This is a genomic window from Janthinobacterium sp. YR213 (assembly GCF_900099875.1).
GTDB classification, from domain to species: Bacteria; Pseudomonadota; Gammaproteobacteria; order Burkholderiales; family Burkholderiaceae_D; genus Janthinobacterium; species Janthinobacterium lividum.
In genome coordinates this window covers 1,607,116-1,632,123 of record NZ_FNDA01000001.1, presented here as the reverse complement: position 1 = coordinate 1,632,123, position 25,008 = coordinate 1,607,116, and the positions used below count along the sequence as shown (strand labels likewise).

Sequence of the window (25,008 nt, the reverse complement as noted above, 5' to 3'; positions counted from 1 at the left end):
GTTTGGATAAATGATATTCGTTGAAGTACGCATTAAAGGTAAAGATCGCCTGAACATGGCTAATAACGATACGTATGGAGTGGAGGAACATCTGGCATCGCCGGATGTATCGCTAGGTGAGCATGTGCGACGCCGTCAAAGAGAGCTTGGAGAGTCGCTTCAATCCCGCAGAGCCATCTATCTCGATCAGAAGTTTTGGATCATTCTCAGAGGCGTCGCTGCAGGCGAGCGAAGCGCCCCTGATGAGATTGCATTATTGGCGCAAATCAAGCAGGCTGTGGAATCAGGCATTGTTTTCTGTCCGATTAGCGAAAGTACATTCGCAGAGCTACTCAAACAGGAAGATTCGGCAACAAGACTCGCCACAGCTAAGCTAATTGATGAGCTTAGCCTTGGCATTTCACTGATCGCGTACGATGAGCGGATCGAATTGGAGCTGGAGTACTTCGTTCGTTCGAAGGCCGAAAAGCGCAATCCAGTCCCGATCCGGCATCTTGTCTGGTCAAAGCTCAGCTATGTACTCGGCCACATCCATCCCACTAATACAGGGTTTGATGACGCAACTGAGCTCGCATTGCAAAAAGCATTTTTCGACCATATGTGGACACGTCCCTTATCGGAAATAGTCCGGATCTTGGGGGATTCCATGCCGCCCGATATGTCTTTTGACTACCTCGCCGGTCGTTTAAATGCAGGCAACGCTGAACATGCGCATGAACTGAAAAGCTTCCAAAAAACTTACGCTATCGAGCTTAGAGGTGTCCTTAACCTGATAGCCCCAATCGGGGCTGATATTGTTTCCAAGATGGTGGAGCGGGTTACTGGACGCTCGGTGCCGCGTGAGGGGCCGGAGTGGAGCAGTCTAGTGCAGCAGTGGGAAGTTTTCCTCTTTAAAGCAGTCGAGGAAGACGATGGCAAGAATATACTACGGACGCTGCATATAAACACATGTCTTCACGCGGCAGCACGATGGAATAAAACCCAGCAGCTCGAAGCAAACGACTTTCACGATTTTCACCACGCATGCGCTGCGCTGGCGTACTGCGAGGTGTTTCTTACCGAGCGTAGCTTGAGGGCAATGGTAACTGCTAAGCACGTTGCACTTGATATCCTGTATGGTTGTCGAGTCGCTTCTAATGTCAAAGAAGGGTTGGCGGCCTTGATTTGAGTGCCGTCAAAAGCGCTTCACTGCGATGGGAACAGATGAGTATGGTCAGCTGAGTTGCTGTGTACCCAAGGGGGGAGGACGGGCGAAGATGTTGCTATTGGGGAATTATACGCCACACATAATTTCCACTAATTCCCATGGGAAATTTTTTATAACTGGCGGTCTAGCTGCCTGTCGGCGTCGTTGGGTGTGCCTGTATTCATAACTTCGCCATTCGGCAAGGTTATGCGTCTGTTTGACTGCGGCAAAGATATGTGTTTGGCTACCTATGCCGGATGAGGCTGGTGCAAGATCGTAGTAGTGTATGGCGCGCGGCATCCGCGTGGTCTAGATTCGCCTCTAGCGGGTATCTCCGTGCGAGTTGTGAGCTTCTTTCAGCAACCTCCGATGGGATTTATATAGAAATCAATCCAATGCTAAATGTTAAAATTAGGCATCGCAAGTGCTCATAAAGGAAGCTTTTGATGACGTTGATGCCCACGCCTACTCCGATCACACGGATGAATGCTGGCGGCCGCGCCACCGAAGCTGGTATGGCCTTTCAGGCCGAGGTGGCGACCTGGCTCGCAGTGCATATCCTCGTTCGTCTTCCTGTCGGCGGTCGTTTCGGCATCAACAATCAGGCGCTGCCGGTTGCGATACGTCTCGAAACTGGCGGTGCCCTTGACGATATCGAAGTCACGCAGTCGGATGACGGCATGCTGCATTTGCAATGTAAGACCAGGGCCAGTCTTGGTACTAGTGCTGACTCGGCGCTAGCGAAAACCGTCGGACAGGTAGCGAAATGGATTGCAAATGAGAAGGCGTCCGGCTGCCTTCCCAGTGTAGCCAGCAACGCCGCTGTACTAGCTGTACGCGCCGACTCGCCGATGACGCTTGATGTCCTCGAAGCCGGTTGCCGTGCGTTCGATAGCGGTGGTAGCTGGGCGGTAACGTGTGGCGAGCGCAATCAGGCTGAGCGCGCCGCACTTGATCTCCTAGAGGCGGCCGTGAAGCCTGTCTGGACAGCACTCCGAGGAATGGAGCCGCAGGACGCTGATCTGGTAGATTTGGCGCGAATTTTTCATGTCGCGCGTTTCTCGATGGACGAGGGCGACCGCGACTGGCGCGAAGCATCCCAGTTGCTGGGCCGTCACCTGTACGGCGGCGATTCTAACGGCGATGCGCCGTTGCGTGATTTGAAGGGCATCGTGCGCGGCTTGATCAGCAGCGGTGCGCCGGCGGATCGCACCGGACTGCTGCGTACGCTGCGCCAGCGCGGCCATAACGATACTGGAGTACCGGGATTCGATGCCGATATCGCTAGGTTGCGTGACGCTACGAGCAACGAGCTCGCGCGCCTTGCAGTGCATGGCGCCTTACCCCTCGGTGTCGGCATTTCGATCGCACGCGAATGCAGCGACCTTCTTTTTACAGCAATACGGGATGGTTCATTGCTGGTGGTCGGCGAACCTGGTGCGGGCAAGACTGGCGCTCTGGTTCACGCGGCGGCCACACTGGCGGCTGCGGGCGACACTGTCGTGTTCCTGTCGGTTGATCGTTTCCCTGGCGTAGCGATCGCCGCCGACGTGGATTCCGAACTCGGGCTTGGCCACAGGCTGTTGGACATCTTGGCGGCCATTCCTGGCGCCGGTCGCAGGATACTGTTCATCGACGCTCTCGATGCGGCACGCGGGGGTCATGCGGAGGGAGTTTTCGCAACGCTCATTGAACAGGTACTAACCCGGCTCTCAGGCGAATGGACCGTCGTCGCATCGATCCGCACCTTCGACCTCAAGAGTGGACGTCGCTATCGGCAAGCCTTCGCTGGGACGCCGGACGTTTTGCTACCTATGGAACAGGGACTGGCAGGCGTTCGTCACTTTGCGGTGCCGCACCTCTCTGACGCCGACCTTGGGATGGTATCGACAGCATCACCTGTACTGGCTGGTTTATTAACTTCGGCGCCCCCCCAGTTCGTCGAGTTGCTGCGCAATGTTTTCAATCTGTCGCTGGCCGCTCAACTGCTTGCCAGTGGCACCGAACCGTCTGCGTTCGCCGAAATTGGCACCCAGTCGGGGTTGATCGATGCCTATGAGAATGAGCGCTTGGATTCCACACCCCTGCGACGTGCAGCCCGTGGGGCGGCGTCCGTGATGGTGCGAAGTCGCCGCCTCTCTGTGCGCAAGATCGCGGTCGAACACGATGGACTTGATTCCGTGATTGGAACTGGCGTACTTGCCGAAGCGGGCGAGCTGGTGAGCTTCGCGCACCATGTACTGTTCGATCACGTCACCGGCCGCTTTTACCTGGAATGGGATGACCCGGATGCATTGCGAACCCAGCTTGCCTGTGATACGTCGACCGCACTGATGCTAGCTCCGGCGCTGCGCTTTGCCGTCGAGCGGCTGTGGCGGGACGACAGCGCGGGGCGACCTCGCATTTGGCGATTGATCGCGGGACTGTTCGCTGGCGGTGTCGACCCGGTGCTGGGCAACGTAGCGCTGCGCACGCTCGTCGAAAATGTTCGCGAACAGGGAGACTTGGCCGGCCTGACGGCGCGCATTGTCGCTACGCCGGGTGACCCCGCACTGGCTGCCGAGGTTCGTCGGCTGGCCCGTTTTGCTTCGATGAACATTGCCGAGCGCCGGGTTCTCACCCCGCCCGCCGCGCAGGCATGGGCGCATCTCGCAGCAGCACTCGTCGCAACGCAAGAGAGGTTGCTCATCGATCCTGCCCGTTTGCTGCTAAAGGCGCTGTTCGACCATGGGGACTTAGCTGATTCCACGCTCCTTGGTGTGCTTGGCCAGGTAGCACGCGCGTTGCTCGAACTGGGATGGACGGCATCGGCGCAATTGACACAGTTTACCCCGATGTTCATCGAATTCGTCGGCAAGAGCTTCGCTTCGGAAGCGGCCGCCTCGCGTGCCCTGCTAGATCGTATTTTGCGTGAACCCCACTTCTCGCAAAATGCCGATCGCGAGGCGCGCTGGCTCGCCATGCAGATCAAGTCCATTACTCGCGCGGATCCAGACTTCACTGTACAAATCTATGCCATGCTTTACGGGCAGACGATCACAGACACGACTGCGTCGTCGATGGGCAGCGACCGTATCCTAAGGCTCACTTCCACGCGGCGGCAGGATTATGAAAGCAGCTTCCACTTGCTCGCCATGGCGATCGGGGAGGTCCTTGTAATCTCGCCGTATCACGGCACCCGCGCGCTAATAGATGCCTTGATCGGCCAGCATGCCGTCCGCCGCAGCGCCAATGCTCCAGATGTCGGCCGGTTCAATCTCGGTTCTGTGTCGATTGCATTGCGCGGCGCTCCCTACGAATACAGCGACTGGAGCCAGGCGGGCATATCGCACCGCACGGACGATCTGCTGCACAAATTTGTCGAGTTCCTGCGCCGCTGTGAAACGGAATTGTTTGACACCTGTGTTGCAGCTGCTTCGAACGGATATGCCACTGCTTCGGTCTGGGCGCGCATTCTGGGCGTCGGTGCGGAACGTGTTGGCGACGTCGGCGATCTGCTTTGGCCGCTGTTCGAGCGACCGGACATGCTTGAGCATCCGGGCACGTGCCGAGATGCGGAAAAATTTGTTGCTGCGGTCTGGCCATCGAGGCCACCGGAGGCGCGTTTCCGCTTCGAGACGATGGTGCTGGACGAGTCGCGCCTCGCCGGAGAGGACGAGCTGGCTCGCTGGCATTCGATCCTCAGCCGCATTGTGAAAGCTGTGCCCGAGGAAACGCTCCAGTCAGAGCGGCTGGTGGCCTTGCGCCGTGCCACCGCCGAAAGCCCTAGCTCAGCTGGCGACGTGGCTGGATTCAGCGTCAGCGTAACCTCCGTGGACCAAGACGCTCGCATGCGAGATCATCTGCGCAGCGCCGGCGTTGACATGGACGCTGGTCCAGATCGCAACTTATTGGACGCGTCGGAAGCGCTTAACACCCTGGTCAAGCAGACGTCGTCCGGCAGTCAAGCGCCGCAGCTGGTGGCGCTTTGGAACCTGGCCGTCGGACTGCTCGCGCTGCTCGACGCCTCGCCCGCAATCCATGAGCGGACCAGCCATTCAGCTTGGGGACATATAGCGAACGCTGTCGTGCGAGTGGCGTCAGAAAAAAACTATACGCCGGGACAGAATGGGATGCCTGAACTCGCCGTTATGTTTTCGACGCTCGATCGGTTATCGTCAAGCCCTTATCCGCTTTCGCCGGAGGAAACGTCATGACTATCTTCTGGGGCGGTTGGGACGTGAGGGTCGACGCTGCGCAAGCTTGGATGTGTCTTGCAGAGCACTACGCTTCCACTCATCCACTCATCGTGGATCGGTTGGACGCCGTACTCGAAGATCCTGTACCCGCCGTACGCTTGCAGGCCGCGCAGAACCTCGCGATCGTCGGAAATACGGCGCCCGAGCGGATGTGGGCAATGGCGGAGCGGATTGCGAGGCTGGAAACCAATGCCGACGTCCTGGCATCTTGCCTGAATTCCATGCGTTATTACTGCCATGCTGCCCCCGAACGCTGCGAGATAATGTTGGTCGTTGCCGCCACTCGATGGGCCGAAGGCCATATTGATAATATGTCCGGTATCAACGAGCTGTGTGAACAGCTTGGCGCTTGGACTGCGCAGCTCTTTGTTGGACAGGCACGGGACCAGGTGCGCGAATGGCTGGCACAATGGGCCACCGATCCTCTGCGATTCAACAACCTGCTCACCGCATTCGTCGGCGCGTTGCGCGCGGCATTCTTCGGCCGCTATGAACCCACTCCTACGGCCGAAGCGTCTGCCATGAACGATCGTGCACAGCATGCAATCGAAGTTATCCTCTCGTCCGTAAGCAGAATTTCAGCCAACGCCTATGCCACAGCCACCCTCGATACGGCATCCGAAGTCGACAAGCAGCAGGCGATCGAGCAATTCCGAGCAGCGGAATCTGTAGTCCTGCACACGATCAACCAATTCTATTTCGGTTCTGGTGCCTTAGGGAAAAACCACATCGAAGACGGCCCCGGTCTGCGTGATGCCAACTCCATGGCGCGCTTTCTTGCAGATTATTCCGGCGTTCTAGAGATGTTGGCCAACAGCCGCAACCCGGAGGCGCTGCACCATGTGATCGAGTTGTACGAATTTCTGATCCCAGGTAATCCATCGGCTGTTTTTGTTGCTTTGCATGCGATCCTCGTCGGGCGTGGAGAGCAGCAGGGGTATCACTACGAATCGCTCGCCATATGCGTCATCGTTGGCATCGTCCGCCGCTACCTCGCCGACTATCGCTCAATTTTCGAAGACGAGCTTCATCGTAATAATTTGGTTGCGATACTTGATCTGTTCGCTGATGCAGGCTGGCCGGAAGCGCTGCAGTTGCTCTATGATTTGCCTGACCTGTTGCGCTAGCAGTCCGTCGTACCGAGCAAGCTGATGCGAGGTGTGATCCGCGCTAGCGAATTGCATTTCGGGCCAGTAGCGCTGGAATTTCAGTCCTTGCCTTGATTCGCAAAAGAAAACGCGATCAGCAAGCAAAAACGATGTCCATGTCTGATCGATCACTTTCATGCGGTCACCTCATTGGTTCCGGGTGATGCTGCCAGCTTCAGCTACCGGCTGTTCGTACCTACGTCACAGTTCAACGTTGCGGATAAAGTCGTCGACGTAGTACACCTTGGTCGGTATGCGGAATGCGCGATAAACCATCTTGGCCTTGATAACGGACTTGCGGTCTCCGCAAATGTAATAGGCGCATTGCGCTGCGATATACACATGCAGGCCATCGGTGATCATATTGTTCAGGTTGTTTTTTCTTTCGATCTTTTCCTTGAAAACAGGGAAGAAGTCCAATATTCCATACGCCGTCCGAATTTTATCTTCCTCGCTGATGGTTTCCAGCGACTTTCCGTCTATGCTGAGGAATGAACGGAAGATGGTCATGAAGTTGTCTTCAATTTCCTCTGCGGATGCCAGCAAATACTGGTAAATCGGCCAGGCCGCGATTTCTTTGTTGTTGGGTTGGTTCAGTCTGACTACTTCGGTGAAAGATTCCCGGAAATTCTTTTGCAGCTTGTGGTCGTCGAGTCCCCGCTCTAGGATGTCGTTGATCAAGCATTGCAACACAGCCGGCGACATCAAGTTGTTTGATTGTTGCAGGTAAGGCCGGATCACGTTGTCAGCCGATAATTTGCTAACGTCCACAGTGTAGGGTGGAAATTGGAAGTTGCTAGAGTTCGGTACAGCCTGCTGCGCCTCCCGCGCCATGGCTTCGTACACCAAATGTGGCCGGATACGGTCCAAGCCAAATCCAGAGCCATCCTTCTGTGGGCCGACGCACCAACTGCCAGTGATCGCTGTGACTTGGTCCAGATCTTTTTTCACCCATTCTAAGCTGGAGCATCTCAGCAAGTCACTGAGGTGGGCGTGCGAATAGGGGAGCGCGTAGCCCTTTGCCTTGCCTGCGTCCAGATTCTCCGCCAGACGCGGGCTCTTGCGGGCCTGGATCAGGTCCTGAAAAATATTCCAGTCGATATAAATGCACTTGAGGCGACTCATTAAAACTCCCATAAGCAAGGTGATGAGCGGCAGATGGCCGCCTTTGAAAACTCACAATAAGCGATACGCAGTGATGGCTGAAAAATCGATGAAGGAAGCCGCATCAGCTGCTGCTGATCGAAGGCAAGGTGGTTTGAGGCTATGTTATGACGCCACCTCAAGTCGACTGTGCAGTTGCCATTACTAGTGCTCTGCAGCATAACTCCAACGCCGCATGCTGATAAACTGACAGGCACATGAATCCTTCACTCGCCCAAACGATCTCGGCCCTGATGCTAGGCTTGCTGGCAATGACATTGCACGCTCAGGAGTTCGACTTTAGCATCAATTGGACCCCTAGCTGCGCCTTCACCGACCAGCAACTGGCATTGACCCAGGCCATTCAGACGGGCCACGCGAAGCCGATAGACGCCGCTCGAACGGCCGGACGCCTTACGTTGACCATCCCCGAGATGAATCAGTGGACGATCGCATCGCGGCGGCTTGAGTCGCTCTGGGTTCCTGATGTGTGGTACTCCATTGACGGTAAACTCTGACCAGTTTTCGTGGCCGTCTTCGACGGTACTTGGAATGATAAGGAAGACCCGGACCCGCCACGCACAGTGCCTGTGCAACTGGCCAACGACTTGGCGGAGCTCGCCCTGACCGATCCGCTGGTGCAGCCCCACTATTACGAAGGCGTTGGCACGCGAGAGTGGGTTCTGCTCAGGCTGTGGGACGGCGCGACCGGCCACGGCACCATTGAACGCGCCGGGTTCGCGTTGTTAGACCTCAAGGCGGACACTTCTGCGAATGGCGGCGTTGTGCCCTATGTCTACGTGATCGGCTTCAGCCGGGGCGCCGCCTCGGCGCGGCATTTCCTCAACCTGGCGGACACCGGCTGTATCTGGCCGTCAGCTTCAGTAAGCGGCAGAAAACCAGTTCAGTCTGCATAGCGAGCAAGCGAGACCAAACTACGGCTGGGTATGCGCCTTTGCTCGTTTTGGCTGACTATTCCCTCTACCCCTACTTCTGGCTAAAGCAATTGTTCATGAACGCACGGTGTCTACGAAGTTGGAATTAGTCTTTTATATTCAATGCATTAATTGAGTATGTGAACAAATCGGGTCGACATAACGAACGGCTGTATTTATTGCTTTGCCCGCCCCACGCACAGCTATCTGGGCCTGTCGCCGGGCCTGGACTTCGAAAGCCGCATCTACGCCAAGGTGAACGCCCCCGAACTCTTGCGGCGCGAACTGGCCAAGCCATCCTATGTGCCCGAACCGATCGCCCTGGGCGTTAATACCGATGCGTATCAGCCGTGCGAACGCGAACGGCAGCTGACGCGGCGCGTGCTGGAAGTGCTGCACGAATGCGACCACCCCGTGGCGCTGATCACGAAATCGTCGCTGATCGAGCGCGATATCGACATTCTGGCGCCGATGGCGGCCCGGCGCCTGGCGGCCGTGGCCGTCACTGTCACCACGCTCGACCCGGCCATCGCGCGTACCCTGGAGCCGCGCGCTGCCGCCCCGGCGCGGCGCTTGCGCACGATCCGCACCCTGACGGAGGCGGGCATCCCCGTAGGCGTGAGCATCGCGCCCATCATTCCGTTCGTGACGGAACCGGAAATCGAGCAGTTGCTCGAAGCCGTGCGCGACGCGGGCGCCATCCACGCCCATTATGTGGTGCTGCGTCTGCCGTGGGAAGTGAGCCCCCTGTTCCAGCAATGGCTGGAAGCACACTTCCCCGAACGGGCCCAGCGCGTGATGAACCGGGTGCGCGAAATGCGTGGCGGCAAGGATTACGACAGCGCATTCGGCGCGCGCATGCGGGGTGAGGGCGTATGGGCCGACCTCATCCGCCAGCGCTTTGAAAAGGCGGTGCACCGGCTGGGCTTGCATGGCAAGGGCGGCCGCTTCAAGCAGCTCGATTGCACGCAGTTTCGCCGCCCGCTGGTGGTGCCGCCGCTGGGCGCGAAAGTAAAAAATGGCAATGCGGGGCAGCTGGATTTGTTTTAAGTTAAGTCATTGTCACGGCCGAGAATGCTGGGGCGCGCTCACAAGCTGAAAGGCGGGCGACGCTGACCTGCGGCCGGGGGATTGCCGCAGGTCACCGGGAGCGGCGCGCCATCGTCCGGGAATCTTGATGCAGGGTCTTGCCCGGGCACGGCAGGGTGCCACGGTGCTGCCGTGCGGTGCTATCTTGGGGCGTTATCCTGCCGCGTTATTCTGTGTCTGTGCCTGCATCTGCGCCAGATGTTGTTCGATGGCAAAGACATGGGGATCGCTCTTGCCCAGCTCGCGCAGGGCGCTGGCCAGGTGCAGCAGGTATTCGCTGTTCGGGCCGCTGGGGCCGTTTGAACGGGCGATCTGGCGCGCGATGTCCAGTTCCGGAGCGGCACCGAGGAAGGCGGCGTTTTCCTCGTTGGCGATGTACACCAGGCCTTCGACCTTGCTGCCATCGTCGAAGGTGATGTCGGTGGCTAAACGCAGGTAGCCGTTCTTTTCGCGGTGGTCGAGGTGGGCGAAGACTTCGGGCGTGATCAGGTAGGCCATGCCGTCGCACACGGCGCCCGCCTGCGGCACGATGGTGGCGACCCGGCCCGGCGCCATCGGCGTGCCGCGGTGGTCGTGCGAACCTTGCCAGAAGCGCCGCGTCCAGCCGGCGATGCTGGCCGGGCGGCGCTCGATGTAGGGGAAATCGGCCTTGTAGATCAGCGAGCCATAGCCGAACAGCCAGACCTGTGCATGGCCGTCGAATTTGTTCATGCGCTGGTTGATGGCGATGGTGGCGGCGTCGATGGATGACAGCTCGTTCAGGGCAGCTTGGGTCATGGTGCGGGCGGTATGGAGTGATGCGCCATTATAAAGGGGCGGCGGCCGAACCGTCCGCAGGCAAGGCCACACGTGCTGCGCCGCCGTTCGCCCCCACGTTCCATTCGTGCGTCTCGACGAACTGGAACAGGAAGGCCATGAAGCTTTCGGCCGCCGGCGACAGCGATCGTCCCGTCTTCGTGTAGACGAAAAAGCGCCGCGTCAGTTCCGGCTCGTGCAGGGCGCGCATGTGCAAATTATATAGTTTGACCATCGGTTCCGCGTACGGCAGGCAGACCGTGATGCCCAGGTTGGCGCTGACCATGGCCAGCGCCGTCGTCATGAACGTCACTTCGTTATAGGGATTGAGCGACAGCTCGCGAAACGCGCCGTGCATGTCGCGCAGCAGGCGTTCCGTAAATTGTCCCTGCAGCGAAATGAACGGGTGGTCGCCCACGTCGGCCCAGGTGACCCTTTCCTTTTGCCGCAGCGGGTGCTGTTCGGGAAAGACCAGCACGAAGGGCATTTCGAACAGCACTTGCGCGGCGATTTCCGCCGTCGGATCGCGTTCGGGGCCGATGCCGAAATCGACTTCGCCGCTGAACACGCGCGCCGACACGTTTTCCACGGGGCAGTCGACGAGGCGCAGCTGCACGTCCGGGTGCGCCTGCCGGTAGGCGGCGATCACTTCCGGCAGCAGGGTGCACGCCATCATCTGCGGCGCGGCAATGCGCACCAGGCCTGTCTTCAGGGCCTTGCGCTGGGCGATGCCAGCCATGGCGCCATCGAGGTCTTCGATCATCTTTTCAAACAGCGGATACAGTTCACGGCCGATTTCGGACAGCTGCGTCTTGCGCGTGCTGCGCTCGACCACGCGCACGCCCAGCACGCTTTCCAGTTCCTTGATCAAGCCGCTCAAGGCGGACTGCGTCACGTGCAGGTATTCGGCGGCCAGGGTAAAACTGCCGGTCTTGGCCAGTGCCACGAAGGCGCGCATCTGCCGCAGGCTGGGACTCATAAGATAATCCGATAAATCAATGGTTAAAAATTGTTTGTATGATAGCTGGAACTCGATTCTAATGGTGAAAAGCTGAAAAACAGGCCAGCCATTGCGCCCAGGGCGCCATCCATTGGAGACAAGCACATGAAGATCAAGCAAATCCACCACGTCGCCTACCGCTGCATCGACGCGAAGAAGACCGTCGAGTGGTACGTCAAGCATTTGAACATGAATTTTGTCCTCGCCATCGCGGAAGACCTGGTGCCGTCGACCAAGGCGCCGGACCCGTACATGCACGTCTTCCTCGACGCGGGCCAGGGCAATGTGCTGGCCTTCTTCGAGCTGCCGACGCAGCCGCCGATGGACCGCGACCGCAATACCCCGGCCTGGGTGCAGCACCTGGCGCTGGAAGTGGGCAGCATGGACGAACTGCTGGCCGCCAAGGAGCGGCTGGTGGCCGGCGGCATCGAGGTGCTCGGTCCCGTGAATCACGCCATCTTCCAGTCGATCTATTTCTTCGACCCCAACGGCCACCGCCTGGAACTGGCGGCCAACGTGGGCACGCCTGAAATGATGGCCAAACTGGACGCCGTCAAATGGGAAATGCTGGAAGAATGGTCGCAGACGCGCCGCGCGCCCAAGCACGCCGCCTGGATGCACGCGCCGGCGGAAGCCTGAGCGCAGCAGATTGAATGCTGCAAACCGACACTCTCTGAAATACACAGAACAAGGAACACCATGAAACTCGCAACCCTGAAAAACGGCAGCCGCGACGGCGCCCTGATCCTCGTCAGCCGCGACCTGCGCCAGTACCAGCGCGTGGCCGCCATCGCGCCCACCCTGCAGGCGGCGCTCGACAACTGGGACGCCGTCGCGCCCAAGCTCGAACTTGCCTACGCCGACCTGAATGCAGGCCAGGCGCCGGACGCCCAGCCCTTTGACGCGGCGCTGTGCCACTCGCCGCTGCCGCGCGCCTACCAGTGGGCCGACGGTTCCGCCTATATCAACCACGTGGAACTGGTGCGCAAGGCGCGCAACGCGGAAGTGCCGGCTTCGTTCTACACGGACCCGCTGATGTACCAGGGCGGCTCCGACAGCTTTATCGGTCCGCGCGACCCGATCTTCGCGCTGTCGGAAGAATGGGGCATCGACCTGGAAGCGGAAGTGGCGGTGATTACGGGCGACGTGGCCATGGGCGCCAGCGTGGACGACGCGGCGCAGGCGATCCGCCTGGTCATGCTGGTCAACGACGTCTCGCTGCGCAACCTGATCCCGGGCGAACTGGCCAAGGGTTTCGGTTTCTTCCAGTCGAAGGCGGCCAGCGCGTTTTCGCCCGTCGCCGTCACGCCCGATGAGCTGGGGGCCGACTGGGCGGACAGCAAGCTGCACCTGCCGCTGCTGGTGGACCTGAACGACAAACCGTTCGGCAAGCCGAATGCAGGCGAAGACATGACCTTCAACTTTGCCCAGCTGGTGGCGCATGCGGCGAAGACGCGCGAACTGGGCGCCGGCAGCATCGTCGGTTCGGGCACCGTGTCGAACAAGCAGGGCAACCTGTTTGGCTCCAGCATCGGGAACGGCGGCGTCGGTTACTGCTGCCTGGCCGAGGTGCGCATGTATGAAACCATCGAACACGGCGCGCCGAAGACGGCCTACCTGAAGTTCGGCGACACGGTGCGCATCGAGATGCGCGACGCGGCCGGTGCCAGCATCTTCGGCAGCATCGAGCAGACCGTGGCCCCGTACGCTGGCCGCGCCTGAGGGGAGGGCGCCCCATGAAGCTGTACACCTATTTCCGCAGTTCGGCCGCCTATCGGGTGCGCATCGCCCTCAATTTGAAGGGCATCGCCTACGACAGCATCCCCGTGCATCTGTTGCAGGACGGCGGCCAGCAACTGCTGCCCGCCTACCGCGCCGTCAACCCGTCGGCGCTGGTGCCTGCCCTCGACGACGATGGCGCCATCCTGACGCAGTCGCTGGCGATGCTGGAATATCTGGACGAGACGCGGCCAGCCGTGCCGCTGCTGCCGGCCGATGCGCTGGGACGCGCCAGGGTGCGCGCGCTGGCGCTGGCCATCGCCTGCGATGCCCATCCGCTGACGAATCTGCGCGTTTTGAAATACCTGAAAAATACCCTGGGGCTGTCGGACGAGGCCAAGCAGGAGTGGTACCGCCACTGGATGGCCGAGGGCCTGGCGGCCGTGGAAGCGCTGCTGGCGCAGGGCGACCCGGCCGGCACGGGCCTGTTCTGCCATGGTGGCAGCCCGACGATGGCCGACTGCTGCCTGGTGCCGCAGGTATTCAATGCACAGCGTTTCGCCATCGACCTGGCGCCGTACCCGCGCGTGGCGCGCATTCACGCGCATTGCACCGGCTTGCCTGCGTTTGCCGCCGCGCATCCGTCGCAGCAGCCTGACGCAGAATAAGTTTGATCCGCGTCAAGCCGCGAACCGCCCCGGCCAGCATGCAGGCCGGGGCTTTTTTATGCGTGCTTGATTTTGGGCAGTCAGTACCAGCTTGCCGGTAGGCTACAATTTGCGTTTGCCCAAATACTTCACGCCCCATGACCGCAACAATCGTTCCTGCCAGCATCACCGATGCCCTGTCCCTGGCGCACGCTTCCTGGCGTCCCATCCTCCTGCGCGGCTTGCAGGCCGTGATGGCGGCCGATCCCGCCTACCTGCCGGCGCTGGCCGTCGACGATTACCTGCCCACGCAGGGCAGGCTGTTTGCCGCCTTTGCCTTGCCGCTGGCACAGGTGCGCTACGTGCTGGTGGGCGAGGGGCCGTATCCGCGCGCCGACAGCGCCACGGGCGTGTGCTTCATGGATGGCGCCGTCGGCAGCCTGTGGTCGGCGACGGGCCTGTCTAAGCCCGTCAACCGCGCCACGTCCCTGCGCAACTTCATGAAGATGCTGCTGGTGGCCGATGGCCAGTTGCAGGGTGGCGACACGTCCGGCGTGGCCATGGCGCCCGTGGCGGCCGCCGCGCAGTTGCCGGGCAGCGGCGTGATCCAGACCCTGCCCGACTTGCAGCGCAAGATGACGGAGCGGGGCTTCTTGCTGCTGAACGCGGCGCTGGTGTTCCGTTCCCACGTGCCGCCCGTGCAGGATGCGCGCGGCTGGCTGCCCTTCCTGCAGGTGGTGCTGGAAGCGCTGGCGCAGCAGGGCGGGGCGGCCACGCCGCAGCTGGTGCTGTGGGGCAAGATCGCCGAGCTCATCAAACGCCTGCCGGTGACCGCATCCTTGCCGCAGGTGACGGCGGAACATCCGTATAATCTGTCCTTTATCGGCAATCGTGACATGCAGGCCTTGTTTGGCCCGATGCAACTATTGCGTGCTTGAGCTTGAATCATCGCCTGTCTGGCGGAAGTGCGGGGAATATGCAAATCAGTAACGTGGAAGAATTGAAGGCGTGGATCGCGGCGGGCGGCGTGCCCGACTATCTGTATTTCTGGGGCCACACGCCGGCGCAGCCGCAGGTGGCCGACAAAAGCTGCTTCAGCCAGTGGTTTCCGTCGCCGTTCAGCCTGGCCGGCGTGACGTATGCGACGGCCGAGCACTACATGATGGCGCAAAAGGCGGCCCTGTTTGGCGACACGGCCGTCCAGGCGCGCATCGTGGCGGCCGAGCGGCCGTCGGAAGTGAAGAAGCTGGGACGCGAAGTGGCGAACTTTGACGCCAAAGTATGGGAAGCGGCACGTGCCGGCATCGTCTTCGATGGCAATTTTGCCAAGTTCTCGCAAAAGGCCGCGCTGCGCAAGTTCTTGCTGGGCACGGGCGAACGCGTCATCGTCGAAGCCAGTCCCGTCGACCGCATCTGGGGCGTAGGCCTGGCGTCGGACAATCCGCGCATCCTGGACCCCGCCAGTTGGGACGGCTTGAACCTGCTGGGGTTTGAACTGATGAAGGTGCGGACCGCTTTACGGGGCTGAGAACGCCCTGCGATTTCCCGACTGTTGTTTTCCTGAAGCCGCCGCGCCTGGCGCGGCCGGCCATGCCCCTTCCAGCCCTGTGGTCATCGAGGGGCGCTCTGACAAACCCCGCCGAATTTGTTATACTTGACTAAATCATTCAACTACTCGGGGTTTGAGGAGTTGAAAAACCGCAATATTTTAAACCAGTTGACCAGAGGATGTATGCGTCTGACTACAAAAGGCCGTTTTGCCGTGACAGCGATGATCGATCTTGCCCTGCGCCAGGGCAAGGGACCGGTCACCTTGTCCGGTATCAGCCAGCGCCAGTCGATTTCCCTGTCCTACCTGGAACAGCTGTTCGGCAAGCTGCGCCGGCATGAGATCGTCGAGTCGATCCGCGGTCCCGGCGGCGGCTACAGCCTGGCGCGCCGTGCAGACAAGGTGACGGTGGCCGACATCATCATCGCCGTCGACGAACCGCTGGACGCCACGCAGTGCGGCGGCAAGGAACATTGCCACGGCGCCGATGCGGCCACGGGTGCGCGCTGCATGACGCATGAATTGTGGTCCACACTCAACGAAAAAATGGTCGATTATCTGGATTCTGTGTCCTTGCAGGACCTGGTCGACCAGCAGAGACAAAAGATTGCCGAACAAAGCGTGATGGTGATGCACCGTAACCACGCCGCCCTCGGTTGATAATGACAAAAATACCAGTTGCTGATTGCAGGAGTTATTGATGAACGCCCCAGAAAAAAACGTAGGCCAAGTGCACTTTGAAACCGCACCGCATTTCCCGATCTACATGGATTACTCGGCCACCACGCCGATCGATCCACGCGTCGCCGACAAGATGATTCCATACCTGCGCGAGCAGTTCGGCAATCCGGCATCGCGCAGCCACATGTATGGCTGGACGGCGGAAAAAGCCGTGGAAGAGGCGCGCGGCTACGTGGCGGCCCTGGTGAACGCCGATCCGCGCGAAATCATCTGGACCTCCGGCGCGACGGAAAGCAACAACCTGGCCATCAAGGGCGCGGCACAGTTCTACAAGACCAAGGGCAAGCACATCATCACCGTCAAGACCGAGCACAAATCGGTGCTGGACACGGTGCGCGAACTGGAACGCATCGGCTTTGAAGCGACCTACCTGGAACCGCAGGACAACGGCCTGATCACCGTCGAGCAGCTGGCCGCGGCCGTGCGCCCGGACACCATCCTCGTGTCGGTCATGCTGGTGAACAATGAAATCGGCGTGATCCAGCCGATCGACGAAATCGGCGTGTTCTGCCGCTCGAAAGGCATCATCTTCCATTGCGACGCCGCGCAAGCGACGGGCAAGGTCGTCATCGACCTGCAAAAGACCAAGGTCGACCTGATGACCTTCACGGCACATAAAACCTACGGCCCGAAAGGCGTGGGCGCCCTGTACGTCTGCCGCAAGCCGCGCGTGCGCCTGGAAGCGCAGATGCACGGTGGCGGCCATGAGCGCGGCCTGCGTTCGGGCACCCTGCCGACGCACCAGATCGTCGGCATGGGCGAAGCGTTCCGTATCGCCAAGGAAGAAATGGACAGCGAAATCGGTCGCATCAAGGCCTTGCGCGACCGCCTGGCCAAGGGCTTGCAAGAGATCGAAGAAGTCTACATCAACGGCGACATGGATCACCGCGTGCCGCACAACCTGAACGTGAGCTTCAATTACGTTGAAGGCGAGTCGCTGATCATGGCGATCAAGGATATTGCCGTGTCGTCCGGTTCGGCCTGCACCTCGGCCAGCCTGGAACCATCGTACGTGCTGCGCGCACTGGGCCGCAGCGACGAACTGGCGCACAGCTCGATCCGCTTCACCATCGGCCGCTTCTCGACCGAGGAAGACATCGACTTCGCCGTGAACCTGCTGAAATCGAAAGTACACAAGCTGCGCGACCTGTCGCCGCTGTGGGACATGTTCAAGGATGGCATCGACATTAATTCCATCCAATGGGCAGCCCACTAACCAACACCGTGGCCCCTGTTGACGGGACCGGCAAGAATATTAAAGGAGCATCAAAATGGCTTACTCGGACAAAGTACTCGATCACTACGAAAACCCGCGCAACGTGGGCGCTTTCGACAAGGGTGATGAAACCATCGGCACCGGCATGGTAGGCGCGCCTGCCTGCGGCGACGTGATGAAACTGCAGATCAAGGTCGGCGCCGATGGCCTGATCGAAGACGCGAAATTCAAGACCTACGGCTGCGGTTCGGCCATCGCGTCGAGCTCGCTGGTGACCGAATGGGTCAAGGGCAAGACCCTGGACCAGGCACTGGCCATCAAGAACACGCAGATCGCCGAAGAACTGGCCCTGCCGCCAGTGAAGATCCACTGCTCGATCCTGGCGGAAGACGCCATCAAGGCGGCAGTGCTGGATTACCAGACCCGTCACCCGGCAGCAGCTTAAACGTTGGTAGCCCGCCCCAGCCGCAAGGCCGGGGCAGTTACGGAGAAATACATGATCACACTGACCGAAAAAGCGGCGAAACACATCAACCGTTATATCGAACGGCGCGGCAAGGGCATGGGCCTGCGCTTTGGCGTGCGGACCACGGGCTGCTCGGGCCTGGCTTACAAGCTTGAGTATGTCGATGAAGTGGCGGCCGAAGACAGCGTCTTCGAATCGCACGGCGTGAAAGTCTTCGTCGACCCGAAAAGCCTGCCTTACATCGACGGCACGGAGCTCGATTTCGCGCGCGAAGGCTTGAACGAAGGCTTCAAGTTCCACAATCCGAACGAAAAAGACGCCTGCGGCTGCGGCGAGTCCTTCAGGATTTAAACAGCTGGCAAGACCCCGGTCGGTGCGCTGTACCCATCGATTGCGGTACAGCGACCACTGACCATTATGCAAAACCACTTCGAATTATTCCAGTTGCCGGCGCAGTTCTCGCTCGACATGAGCGCGCTCGACTCTGCCTACCGCGACGTGCAGGGCAAGGTCCACCCGGACCGTTTCATCAACGCCAGCAGCGCTGAAAAGCGCGTGGCGATGCAATGGGCCACGCGCGCCAATGAAGCCTATCAAACCCTGAAAAGCCCGCAAAAGCGCGCGCAATACCTGTGCGAACTCAATGGTGTCGACCTGCAGACGGAGTCGAACACGGCCATGCCCGTCAGCTTCCTGATGCAGCAGATGGAGTGGCGCGAAGAGCTGGGCGACGCCCGTGCCGGCAAGGATGCCGACGCGCTCGATGCGCTGGATCGCCAGCTGCGCGGCGAACGCAAGGCCTTGCTGGCCCAGGTGGCGGCCCAGCTGGATGCTGCCGACTACGCGAATGCCGCGCAAAGCGTGCGCGCCCTGATGTTCCTCGACAAATTCGGCGAGGAAGTGCGTTTTGCCTATGAGGCCATCGAGGCTTGACCAGGCGATCGCTTGACCGGCGTGCCAAGCGCCAGTCTGGCCCGCGACTTATAATGCGCGTCAGGCATCAACTGCATCACGCAAAAAATTAATCGAGGCACGAATACAATGGCACTTCTGCAAATTTCCGAACCAGGCATGTCGACCGCGCCGCACCAGCACCGCCTGGCCGTCGGCATCGATCTTGGCACCACCAATTCCCTGGTCGCCACCGTCCGCAACAGCATCCCCGAGGTGCTCAACGACGAAGACGGGCGCTCCTTGCTGCCCTCCGTCGTGCGCTACCTGTCGAACGGCCACGCCAACATCGGCTACAAGGCCCTGGCTGCGCAAACCACCGACCCGAAGAACACCATCGTTTCCGTGAAACGCTTCATGGGCCGCGGCCTGGCTGACATCGCTTACGCGGAAAACCTGCCGTACGACTTCCAGGATACGCCTGGCATGGTGCAGCTGAAAACCGTGGCCGGCGTGAAAAGCCCCGTCGAAGTGTCGGCGCAAATCCTCGCCACCCTGCGCCAGCGCGCGGAAGATTCGCTCGGCGACGACCTGGTGGGCGCCGTGATCACGGTGCCAGCCTACTTTGACGACGCACAGCGCCAGGCAACCAAGGATGCGGCGCAGCTGGCCGGCATCAACGTGCTGCGCCTGCTGAGCGAGCCGACGGCCGCCGCCATCGCGTATGGCCTCGACAACGCTTCCGAAGGCGTGTACGCCGTGTATGACCTCGGCGGCGGTACCTTCGACATCTCGATCCTGAAACTGAGCAAGGGCGTCTTCGAAGTGCTGTCCACGGGCGGCGACTCGGCCCTGGGCGGCGACGACTTCGACCGCCGCCTGTTCTGCTGGATCAGCGAGCATGCCAAGCTGGCGCCGCTGTCCGACGAAGACACGGCCATCCTGATGGTCAAGGCACGCGAGATCAAGGAATTGCTGTCGACCAAGTCGGAAACGACGATCGACGCCAAGCTGAACTCGGGCGAAGAGATCCATCTGCGCATCACGGCCGAAGAATTCGCCGCCATGACTTCGCACCTGGTCGTGAAAACCATGAACGCCATCAAGAAAGCCCTGCGCGACGCGAACGTGGATGCGGACGACGTCGACGGCGTGGTGATGGTGGGCGGTGCCACGCGCATGCCGCACGTGCAGCGCGCCGTGAGCGAATTCTTCCACACGACGCCGCACGCGAACATCGACCCGGACAAAGTGGTGGCGCTGGGCGCGGCCATCCAGGCGAACTTACTGGCAGGCAACCGCGCCGCCGGCGACGACTGGCTGCTGCTGGACGTGATCCCACTGTCGCTGGGCATCGAGACCATGGGCGGGCTGGTGGAAAAGATCATCCCGCGCAATTCGACCATCCCGTGCGCCAGAGCCCAGGAATTCACGACATTCAAGGATGGTCAGACGGCCCTGGCCGTGCACGTGCTGCAGGGCGAGCGCGAACTGGTCAGCGATTGCCGTTCGCTGGCGCGCTTCGAGCTGCGCGGCATTCCGCCGATGGTGGCGGGCGCAGCGCGCATCCGCATCACCTACCAGGTCGATGCGGATGGCTTGCTGTCCGTCTCGGCGCGCGAATTGCGCTCGGGCGTGGAAGCGTCGATCAGCGTCAAGCCGGCGTATGGCCTGGGCGACGATGACATCGCCCGCATGCTGCAGGATTCGTACACGTCGGCCGACGTCGACATGGTGGCGCGCGCCTTGCGCGAAGAGCAGGTGGAAGCGGAACGCATCCTGCTGGCCACGCAGTCGGCGCTGGACGAAGACGGCGGCTTGCTCGATGACGCCGAACGCGTCACCGTGGATGGCTTGATGAACAAGGTGCGTGACGCTATTGCGCAATCGCAAAGCGGCGCCATCGACCACCAGGCCTTGAAGCTGGCGATCGAGGCGCTCGCCGACGGCACCGAGGATTTCGCCTCGCGCCGCATGGACCGCAGCGTGCGCACGGCCTTGACGGGTAAATCGCTCGACCAGGTCGTATAAAACCAATTGAACAGCGGGCCGCGCACATGCCGCGGCCGCGCCCCGAATGACAGACTGAAAGAAGACACCATGCCACAAATCGTTATCCTGCCGCACGCCAAGCTTTGCCCGGACGGCGCCGTCATCGAAGCACCTGCCGGCAAGTCCATCTGCGACATCCTGCTGGAAAACGACATCGACATCGAGCACGCCTGCGAAAAATCGTGTGCCTGCACCACCTGCCACGTGCTGGTGCGCGAAGGCATCGAATCCTTGAACGAAGCGACGGAACTGGAAGAGGACATGCTGGACAAGGCCTGGGGCCTGGAAGCCGTGTCGCGCCTGTCGTGCCAGTCCATCGTGGCCGAGGCCGATCTCGTCGTCGAAATCCCGAAATACACGATCAACCAGGTCAGCGAAGGCAGCCACTAACATGAAATGGTCCGACATACACGCGATCGCCGAGGCTTTGTTCGACGCGCATCCGGACATCGATCCCCTGACCGTGCGTTTCACCGACCTGCACAACTGGGTGGTGGAGCTGGACGGCTTCGACGATGACCACACGCGCGGCGGCGAAAAAGTGCTCGAAGCGATACAGATGGCGTGGATCGATGAAGCGCGCTAAGGGCGCGGCAACCGCCGCCACCGTAGCCGCTGTGCCGAAAGACGTCATCACCGCCGCCAGCAACATGCCCGAAATCAAGGATGGCCAGTCGGTCGCCTTGCTGCAGGAATTGCACATCCTGACGCGCGACGGCAAGATGAACCAGGACAGCCGCCGCAAGTTGAAACAGGTATATCACCTGACGCAGTTCATCGAGCCGCTGCTGCGCGAAGTGCAGCTGGACCATCCTGGCGTCTCGCTGGTCGATCACGGCGCCGGCAAGTCCTACCTGGGCTTCATCCTGTACGACCTGTTCTTCAAGAATGGCAATGACGGTTCGCACATCTACGGCATCGAGACGCGCGAAGAACTGGTGCAGCGTTCGCAGGAGCTGGCCAAGAAATTCAAGTTCCCCGGCATGTCGTTCTTGCCGCTGTCCGTGGCCGAATCGACGGAATCGACCTTGCTGCCGCAGCAGATCGACATCGTCACGGCCTTGCACGCGTGCAATACGGCCACCGACGACGCCATCCACTTCGCCTTGAAGAAAAAGGCGAAATTCATGGTGCTGGTGCCATGTTGCCAGGCGGAAGTCGCGTCCGTGTTGAAGAAGAACAAGGGCAAGAGCCTGGGCAAGAGTGTCTTGACGGAATTGTGGCGCCACCCGTTGCACACGCGCGAGTTCGGCAGCCAGATCACCAACGTGCTGCGCTGTCTGCAGCTGGAAGCCCATGGCTACCAGGTCAGCGTGACGGAACTGGTGGGCTGGGAGCATTCGATGAAGAATGAGCTGATCATCGCCAGTTACAAGAACTTGCCGCGCCAGCGCCCGACGGAGCGCCTGCAGGAAGTGCTGCAAACGCTGGGCCTGGAAGAGATGGGGCACCGTTTCTTTGCCGAGGAATTGGCCAAGGCCACGGCCTGATGGTTGGATTACGCGGCAAGCCGCTAATCCAACCTACCTGATGCGCCACGCAGGTCGGATTAGCGCAGCGTAATCCGACAACCACCTGCGCAATCAACAAGAGGGGAGGAGCGGGTCGGTTACAATACCGGCTTTCTCCTCCTCTTGCTTTTTGCGCCTCCCCATGACCACACCTATTGAAATGCCCACCGTCCGCCTGGCCAAGCGCCTGTCTGAAGACGTGCCCTGTTCGCGCCGCGAGGCCGAGCTGTATATCGAGGGCGGCTGGGTAACGGTCGATGGCGTGCTGGTGGAAGAGTCGGGCGCGCGCGTGGCCGATAATCAAACGGTGGTGCTGCTGCCGAATGCGACCCTGGAAGAAATGCCGCCCGTGACGATCTTGCTGCACAAGCCGGTCGGGATCAACGGTGGCGTGGGCAGCGAGGGGAAACCGGCATTGAGCTGTTTGCGTCCCGAAGAGATTTTCACACCGGAAAATGTGGCGCCCAGCTCCGTCACGCGCTTCCTCAAGCGCCACCTGATCGGCCTGACCATCACCAACCCGCTCGAGACCATGGCGTCCGGCTTGCTGGTATTCACGCAGGATTTCCGCGTCGCCCGCAAGCTGGTCGACGAAGCGAAAACGGTGGAGCAGGAATTCATCGTGGAAGTGGCCGGCGACATCATGGAAAACGGCCTGGCGCTGCTCAATCACGGCTTGCCCTTCAATGGCAAGCCTTTGCCGCCGATCAAGGTCAGCTGGCAAAATGAAACGCGTTTGCGTTTCGCCCTGAAAAACGTGCAGCCGGGCCAGATCGCCCACATGTGCAAGATGGTGGGACTGGAAGTGGTCGCCATGAAGCGCTTGCGCATCGGCCGTATCCCGATGGGCGCCATGCCGTCAGGTCAGTGGCGCTACCTGCAGGGTTACGAGAGGTTCTAAAGCTGCGGCGCCACGATGGAATGGCTTTCCGCAAAGCTTTTCCATAGCCGTTCGGCAATATTCAAGGCGATGGTATCGGCCTTCTCTTGCAGGGCCGCATTGCCCATGCTCTCGGTCGTGGCGAAGAACAGGGTCAGCCAGCGGCGGAACATGCAGGGCGTCAAATTTTCCATTTGCGCGTGCTGGGCCAGAGGCTTGCCGTGGTAGCGCATGGTGCCGCGCAGCAAGCCTGACCAGAAATCGATCAATGTTGCCAGATGGGCATCCCAATCCTTGACCTCGGCGGCAAAGATGGGACCCAGCATGACGTCGTCGCGCGCGGCCGCATAAAAGGTGTGGACGAGATGCCTGACTTCGTCTTCGCTGCAGACTTCCTCGCGATAGGGGGCGAAGCGTGTGTGGGGGAGGGGGGCGGTATTATTCATGGCATGCCATGATCGCAGAGCCCCCGTGGCGCTTCAATGACCCAGGTCAAGCCGCGCAAAAACTCAGGCGGCGACTTTCTTCGACTTCTTTGCGGGGGCCGGCAATTGGACGATCTGCGTGCCCACCAGCTTGTCGTGCAGGAATTGCCCATTGCCCGTGAACAGGGCCGTGCTTGACCAGGCCAGGATGCCGATGCCGATGGCACCCAGGGCAGTCCAGTGCTGCAGCTCGAAGGCATACGCTGCCACGAGCGCTGGCAGCAGCCACATCCATGACAGGACGTAACGGTACGCGGCCACGCGCAGCGGCACGTGGGCATGGCCCGGCAGTACCAGTTGCAAACGCCACGTCTTCATGGCCAGGGTTTGCCCTTCGCGGCTCCATTGATGGATGAAATACGCGCCCATGACGAGGAAGGCCAGGCATTGGCGCATGTGTTCCGTCAACGGCGTATGTGCGCCTTGCACGGCCAGTTCAAACAGCAGGAAGGGCAGGAACAGCACGGCCAGGGCCAGCAGCGACTCGTACACCATGGAAATCAGGCGACGCTTGATCGTGGGATGGGAAGTGATGCTGGCGGCAGGCGTGCTATTTGACATTGGTTGGCAGTGGGGCAGGCGTGGTAGGTGGCGTGACTGGCACGGCGGCAGGATCGCTTGCCGGCACTGCCGGCACTGCCGGCGCTGCGGGAGCGGGCGGCAGGACGGGCGCGGCGGCGGCAGGCGCTGCCGGCGTGGCGGGCGCCATGAGCACGGGCGGCTTGCTCGTGTTGGAATTGATCGCGGGCACTTTGCCCAGCGGTTTTTTCGGCACGGGTTCCGTCGCCAGCTTTTTCTTTTGATCTTCCGGCAATTGCTGGTACTGCTCCCATTGCGCGGTTTTTTGACCCGGATCAATCTTCTTCGTGCGCGTATAGTTTTCGCGCACGAGGCGGCGCTGTTCCGGCGTCAGCTTGACCCATTCGCGCATGCGTTCATGCACGCGGGTTTGCTCGTCCGGCGTCATGGAGGCAAAACGGCTGGCGATATCGAGCCATTTCTGCTTGCGCAAGGCTTCCAGCTTGTTCCATTCGCCCGCCAGCGGCTGCAGGGCTTCCTGCTGCGCGCGCGACAGCTTGTTCCAGGACGGGTTGTCGCTGGCCTTGGGCGGCGTGCCGCCTTTGCCTGCCGTGCGGGGGGAGCCGGGCTTGACGGCCGGGGCCGGGGGCGGCGCCAACACGGGCGCGGCCGCCACGGGAGGGGCGACGGGAGCGGCATGTTGCTGCGCGCCTACCCAGGCGGCGCCAGCGAGGGCGCAAGCACCCAGGCCGATGCCGCCAGCCAGCCAGCCTTTGCGTACGCTCGAGCGTGCCATGT

At 60.6% G+C, this 25,008-nt stretch carries 26 protein-coding genes and 1 pseudogene; 21 read left to right on the top strand and 6 right to left on the bottom strand.

Features of this window, described 5'->3' with window-relative positions; all coding sequences use genetic code 11:
- Positions 1 to 10: 10 nt before the first annotated feature.
- From BLT98_RS07255 to BLT98_RS07245, 3 genes are all read left to right on the top strand, one after another.
- A complete protein-coding gene (locus BLT98_RS07255) occupies positions 11 to 1,168 on the top strand; it encodes a hypothetical protein (RefSeq protein ID WP_092606184.1) in 1,158 nt (385 codons plus the stop codon).
- Between the two features lie 464 nt (positions 1,169 to 1,632).
- Entirely contained in the window at positions 1,633 to 5,382 is a 3,750-nt protein-coding gene (locus BLT98_RS07250; RefSeq protein ID WP_092606182.1) for a hypothetical protein, read from the top strand.
- Entirely contained in the window at positions 5,379 to 6,551 is a 1,173-nt protein-coding gene (locus tag BLT98_RS07245) for a hypothetical protein (protein ID WP_092606180.1), read from the top strand. Before BLT98_RS07250 ends, BLT98_RS07245 begins: the two co-directional genes overlap by 4 nt.
- 222 nt (positions 6,552 to 6,773) lie before the next feature.
- Here BLT98_RS07245 and BLT98_RS07240 read toward each other — a convergent pair whose 3' ends face one another.
- On the bottom strand, positions 6,774 to 7,697 hold the full coding sequence (locus tag BLT98_RS07240) for a hypothetical protein (protein ID WP_139179141.1): 924 nt from the start codon (positions 7,695 to 7,697) through the stop codon (positions 6,774 to 6,776).
- 236 nt (positions 7,698 to 7,933) lie between these two features.
- Here BLT98_RS07240 and BLT98_RS07235 point away from each other — a divergent pair, with 236 nt between their 5' ends.
- The 3 genes and pseudogenes from BLT98_RS07235 to BLT98_RS07225 all read left to right on the top strand — a co-directional run.
- Positions 7,934 to 8,233: a hypothetical protein gene (locus BLT98_RS07235; RefSeq protein WP_139179138.1), complete on the top strand. Its 300-nt coding sequence runs from the start codon at positions 7,934 to 7,936 to the stop codon at positions 8,231 to 8,233.
- Between the two features lie 9 nt (positions 8,234 to 8,242).
- On the top strand, positions 8,243 to 8,632 hold the full coding sequence (locus tag BLT98_RS07230; RefSeq protein WP_092606174.1) for a phospholipase effector Tle1 domain-containing protein: 390 nt from the start codon (positions 8,243 to 8,245) through the stop codon (positions 8,630 to 8,632).
- A 183-nt stretch (positions 8,633 to 8,815) separates the two neighbouring features.
- A pseudogene (locus tag BLT98_RS07225) lies at positions 8,816 to 9,700 on the top strand (PA0069 family radical SAM protein); the annotation flags it as partial.
- A 192-nt stretch (positions 9,701 to 9,892) separates the two neighbouring features.
- Here BLT98_RS07225 and BLT98_RS07220 read toward each other — a convergent pair.
- Both BLT98_RS07220 and BLT98_RS07215 read right to left on the bottom strand, forming a co-directional pair.
- Positions 9,893 to 10,483 carry a gamma-glutamylcyclotransferase gene (locus BLT98_RS07220; RefSeq protein WP_092607027.1) on the bottom strand — a complete coding sequence of 197 codons (591 nt, stop codon included), beginning with the start codon at positions 10,481 to 10,483 and terminating at the stop codon, positions 9,893 to 9,895.
- A 61-nt stretch (positions 10,484 to 10,544) separates the two neighbouring features.
- Complete coding sequence (locus tag BLT98_RS07215) at positions 10,545 to 11,513, bottom strand: LysR family transcriptional regulator (protein WP_092606172.1); 969 nt, start codon at positions 11,511 to 11,513, stop codon at positions 10,545 to 10,547.
- Between the two features lie 126 nt (positions 11,514 to 11,639).
- On the opposite strand from BLT98_RS07215, the gene BLT98_RS07210 reads away from it, so the two are divergent.
- The 15 genes from BLT98_RS07210 (at position 11,640) to BLT98_RS07140 (ending at position 23,227) form a co-directional block, all read left to right on the top strand.
- Positions 11,640 to 12,173 carry a VOC family protein gene (locus BLT98_RS07210; protein ID WP_092606169.1) on the top strand — a complete coding sequence of 178 codons (534 nt, stop codon included), beginning with the start codon at positions 11,640 to 11,642 and terminating at the stop codon, positions 12,171 to 12,173.
- Between the two features lie 60 nt (positions 12,174 to 12,233).
- Positions 12,234 to 13,256 carry a fumarylacetoacetate hydrolase family protein gene (locus BLT98_RS07205; RefSeq protein WP_092606166.1) on the top strand — a complete coding sequence of 341 codons (1,023 nt, stop codon included), beginning with the start codon at positions 12,234 to 12,236 and terminating at the stop codon, positions 13,254 to 13,256.
- A gap of 14 nt (positions 13,257 to 13,270) precedes the next feature.
- Positions 13,271 to 13,921, top strand: a complete 651-nt coding sequence (gene maiA, locus BLT98_RS07200) for a maleylacetoacetate isomerase (protein ID WP_092606164.1) — start codon at positions 13,271 to 13,273, stop codon at positions 13,919 to 13,921.
- Between the two features lie 137 nt (positions 13,922 to 14,058).
- On the top strand, positions 14,059 to 14,838 hold the full coding sequence (locus BLT98_RS07195) for a uracil-DNA glycosylase family protein (RefSeq protein WP_092606162.1): 780 nt from the start codon (positions 14,059 to 14,061) through the stop codon (positions 14,836 to 14,838).
- Between the two features lie 38 nt (positions 14,839 to 14,876).
- Complete coding sequence (locus BLT98_RS07190; RefSeq protein WP_034779567.1) at positions 14,877 to 15,428, top strand: NADAR family protein; 552 nt, start codon at positions 14,877 to 14,879, stop codon at positions 15,426 to 15,428.
- Positions 15,429 to 15,632: 204 nt separating this feature from the next.
- The gene (gene iscR / locus BLT98_RS07185) at positions 15,633 to 16,109 is read left to right on the top strand and encodes a Fe-S cluster assembly transcriptional regulator IscR (RefSeq protein WP_034779566.1); all 477 of its coding nucleotides are present in this window, start codon (positions 15,633 to 15,635) and stop codon (positions 16,107 to 16,109) included.
- Positions 16,110 to 16,179: 70 nt separating this feature from the next.
- Positions 16,180 to 17,406 (top strand): IscS subfamily cysteine desulfurase, encoded by a 1,227-nt coding sequence (locus tag BLT98_RS07180; RefSeq protein ID WP_275041781.1) that lies wholly within the window; start codon positions 16,180 to 16,182, stop codon positions 17,404 to 17,406.
- 55 nt (positions 17,407 to 17,461) lie between these two features.
- Positions 17,462 to 17,851, top strand: coding sequence for a Fe-S cluster assembly scaffold IscU (gene iscU, locus BLT98_RS07175; RefSeq protein WP_034779562.1), 390 nt, complete (start codon positions 17,462 to 17,464; stop codon positions 17,849 to 17,851).
- 51 nt (positions 17,852 to 17,902) lie between these two features.
- The gene (gene iscA / locus BLT98_RS07170; protein WP_010399774.1) at positions 17,903 to 18,223 is read left to right on the top strand and encodes an iron-sulfur cluster assembly protein IscA; all 321 of its coding nucleotides are present in this window, start codon (positions 17,903 to 17,905) and stop codon (positions 18,221 to 18,223) included.
- A gap of 66 nt (positions 18,224 to 18,289) precedes the next feature.
- Positions 18,290 to 18,805, top strand: a complete 516-nt coding sequence (hscB, locus tag BLT98_RS07165; RefSeq protein ID WP_070255677.1) for a Fe-S protein assembly co-chaperone HscB — start codon at positions 18,290 to 18,292, stop codon at positions 18,803 to 18,805.
- 108 nt (positions 18,806 to 18,913) lie between these two features.
- The gene (gene hscA, locus BLT98_RS07160; RefSeq protein ID WP_092606160.1) at positions 18,914 to 20,794 is read left to right on the top strand and encodes a Fe-S protein assembly chaperone HscA; all 1,881 of its coding nucleotides are present in this window, start codon (positions 18,914 to 18,916) and stop codon (positions 20,792 to 20,794) included.
- 69 nt (positions 20,795 to 20,863) lie between these two features.
- Entirely contained in the window at positions 20,864 to 21,205 is a 342-nt protein-coding gene (gene fdx, locus BLT98_RS07155; RefSeq protein WP_034750070.1) for an ISC system 2Fe-2S type ferredoxin, read from the top strand.
- 1 nt (position 21,206) lies between these two features.
- Positions 21,207 to 21,401, top strand: a complete 195-nt coding sequence (gene iscX / locus BLT98_RS07150; protein WP_070288776.1) for a Fe-S cluster assembly protein IscX — start codon at positions 21,207 to 21,209, stop codon at positions 21,399 to 21,401.
- Positions 21,388 to 22,305 (top strand): class I SAM-dependent methyltransferase, encoded by a 918-nt coding sequence (locus BLT98_RS07145; RefSeq protein ID WP_092606158.1) that lies wholly within the window; start codon positions 21,388 to 21,390, stop codon positions 22,303 to 22,305. The genes iscX and BLT98_RS07145 overlap by 14 nt, the downstream gene beginning before the upstream one ends.
- A gap of 163 nt (positions 22,306 to 22,468) precedes the next feature.
- Positions 22,469 to 23,227, top strand: coding sequence for an rRNA pseudouridine synthase (locus BLT98_RS07140; RefSeq protein ID WP_092606156.1), 759 nt, complete (start codon positions 22,469 to 22,471; stop codon positions 23,225 to 23,227).
- Here BLT98_RS07140 and BLT98_RS07135 read toward each other — a convergent pair.
- From BLT98_RS07135 to BLT98_RS07125, 3 genes are all read right to left on the bottom strand, one after another.
- On the bottom strand, positions 23,224 to 23,652 hold the full coding sequence (locus BLT98_RS07135) for a group III truncated hemoglobin (protein WP_092606154.1): 429 nt from the start codon (positions 23,650 to 23,652) through the stop codon (positions 23,224 to 23,226). The two genes, BLT98_RS07140 and BLT98_RS07135, sit on opposite strands and share 4 nt — an antisense overlap.
- A gap of 63 nt (positions 23,653 to 23,715) precedes the next feature.
- Positions 23,716 to 24,252 (bottom strand): RDD family protein, encoded by a 537-nt coding sequence (locus BLT98_RS07130; protein ID WP_092606151.1) that lies wholly within the window; start codon positions 24,250 to 24,252, stop codon positions 23,716 to 23,718.
- The gene (locus BLT98_RS07125) at positions 24,242 to 25,006 is read right to left on the bottom strand and encodes a DUF3106 domain-containing protein (protein WP_092606149.1); all 765 of its coding nucleotides are present in this window, start codon (positions 25,004 to 25,006) and stop codon (positions 24,242 to 24,244) included. Before BLT98_RS07125 ends, BLT98_RS07130 begins: the two co-directional genes overlap by 11 nt.
- Between the last annotated feature and the right edge of the window lie 2 nt (positions 25,007 to 25,008).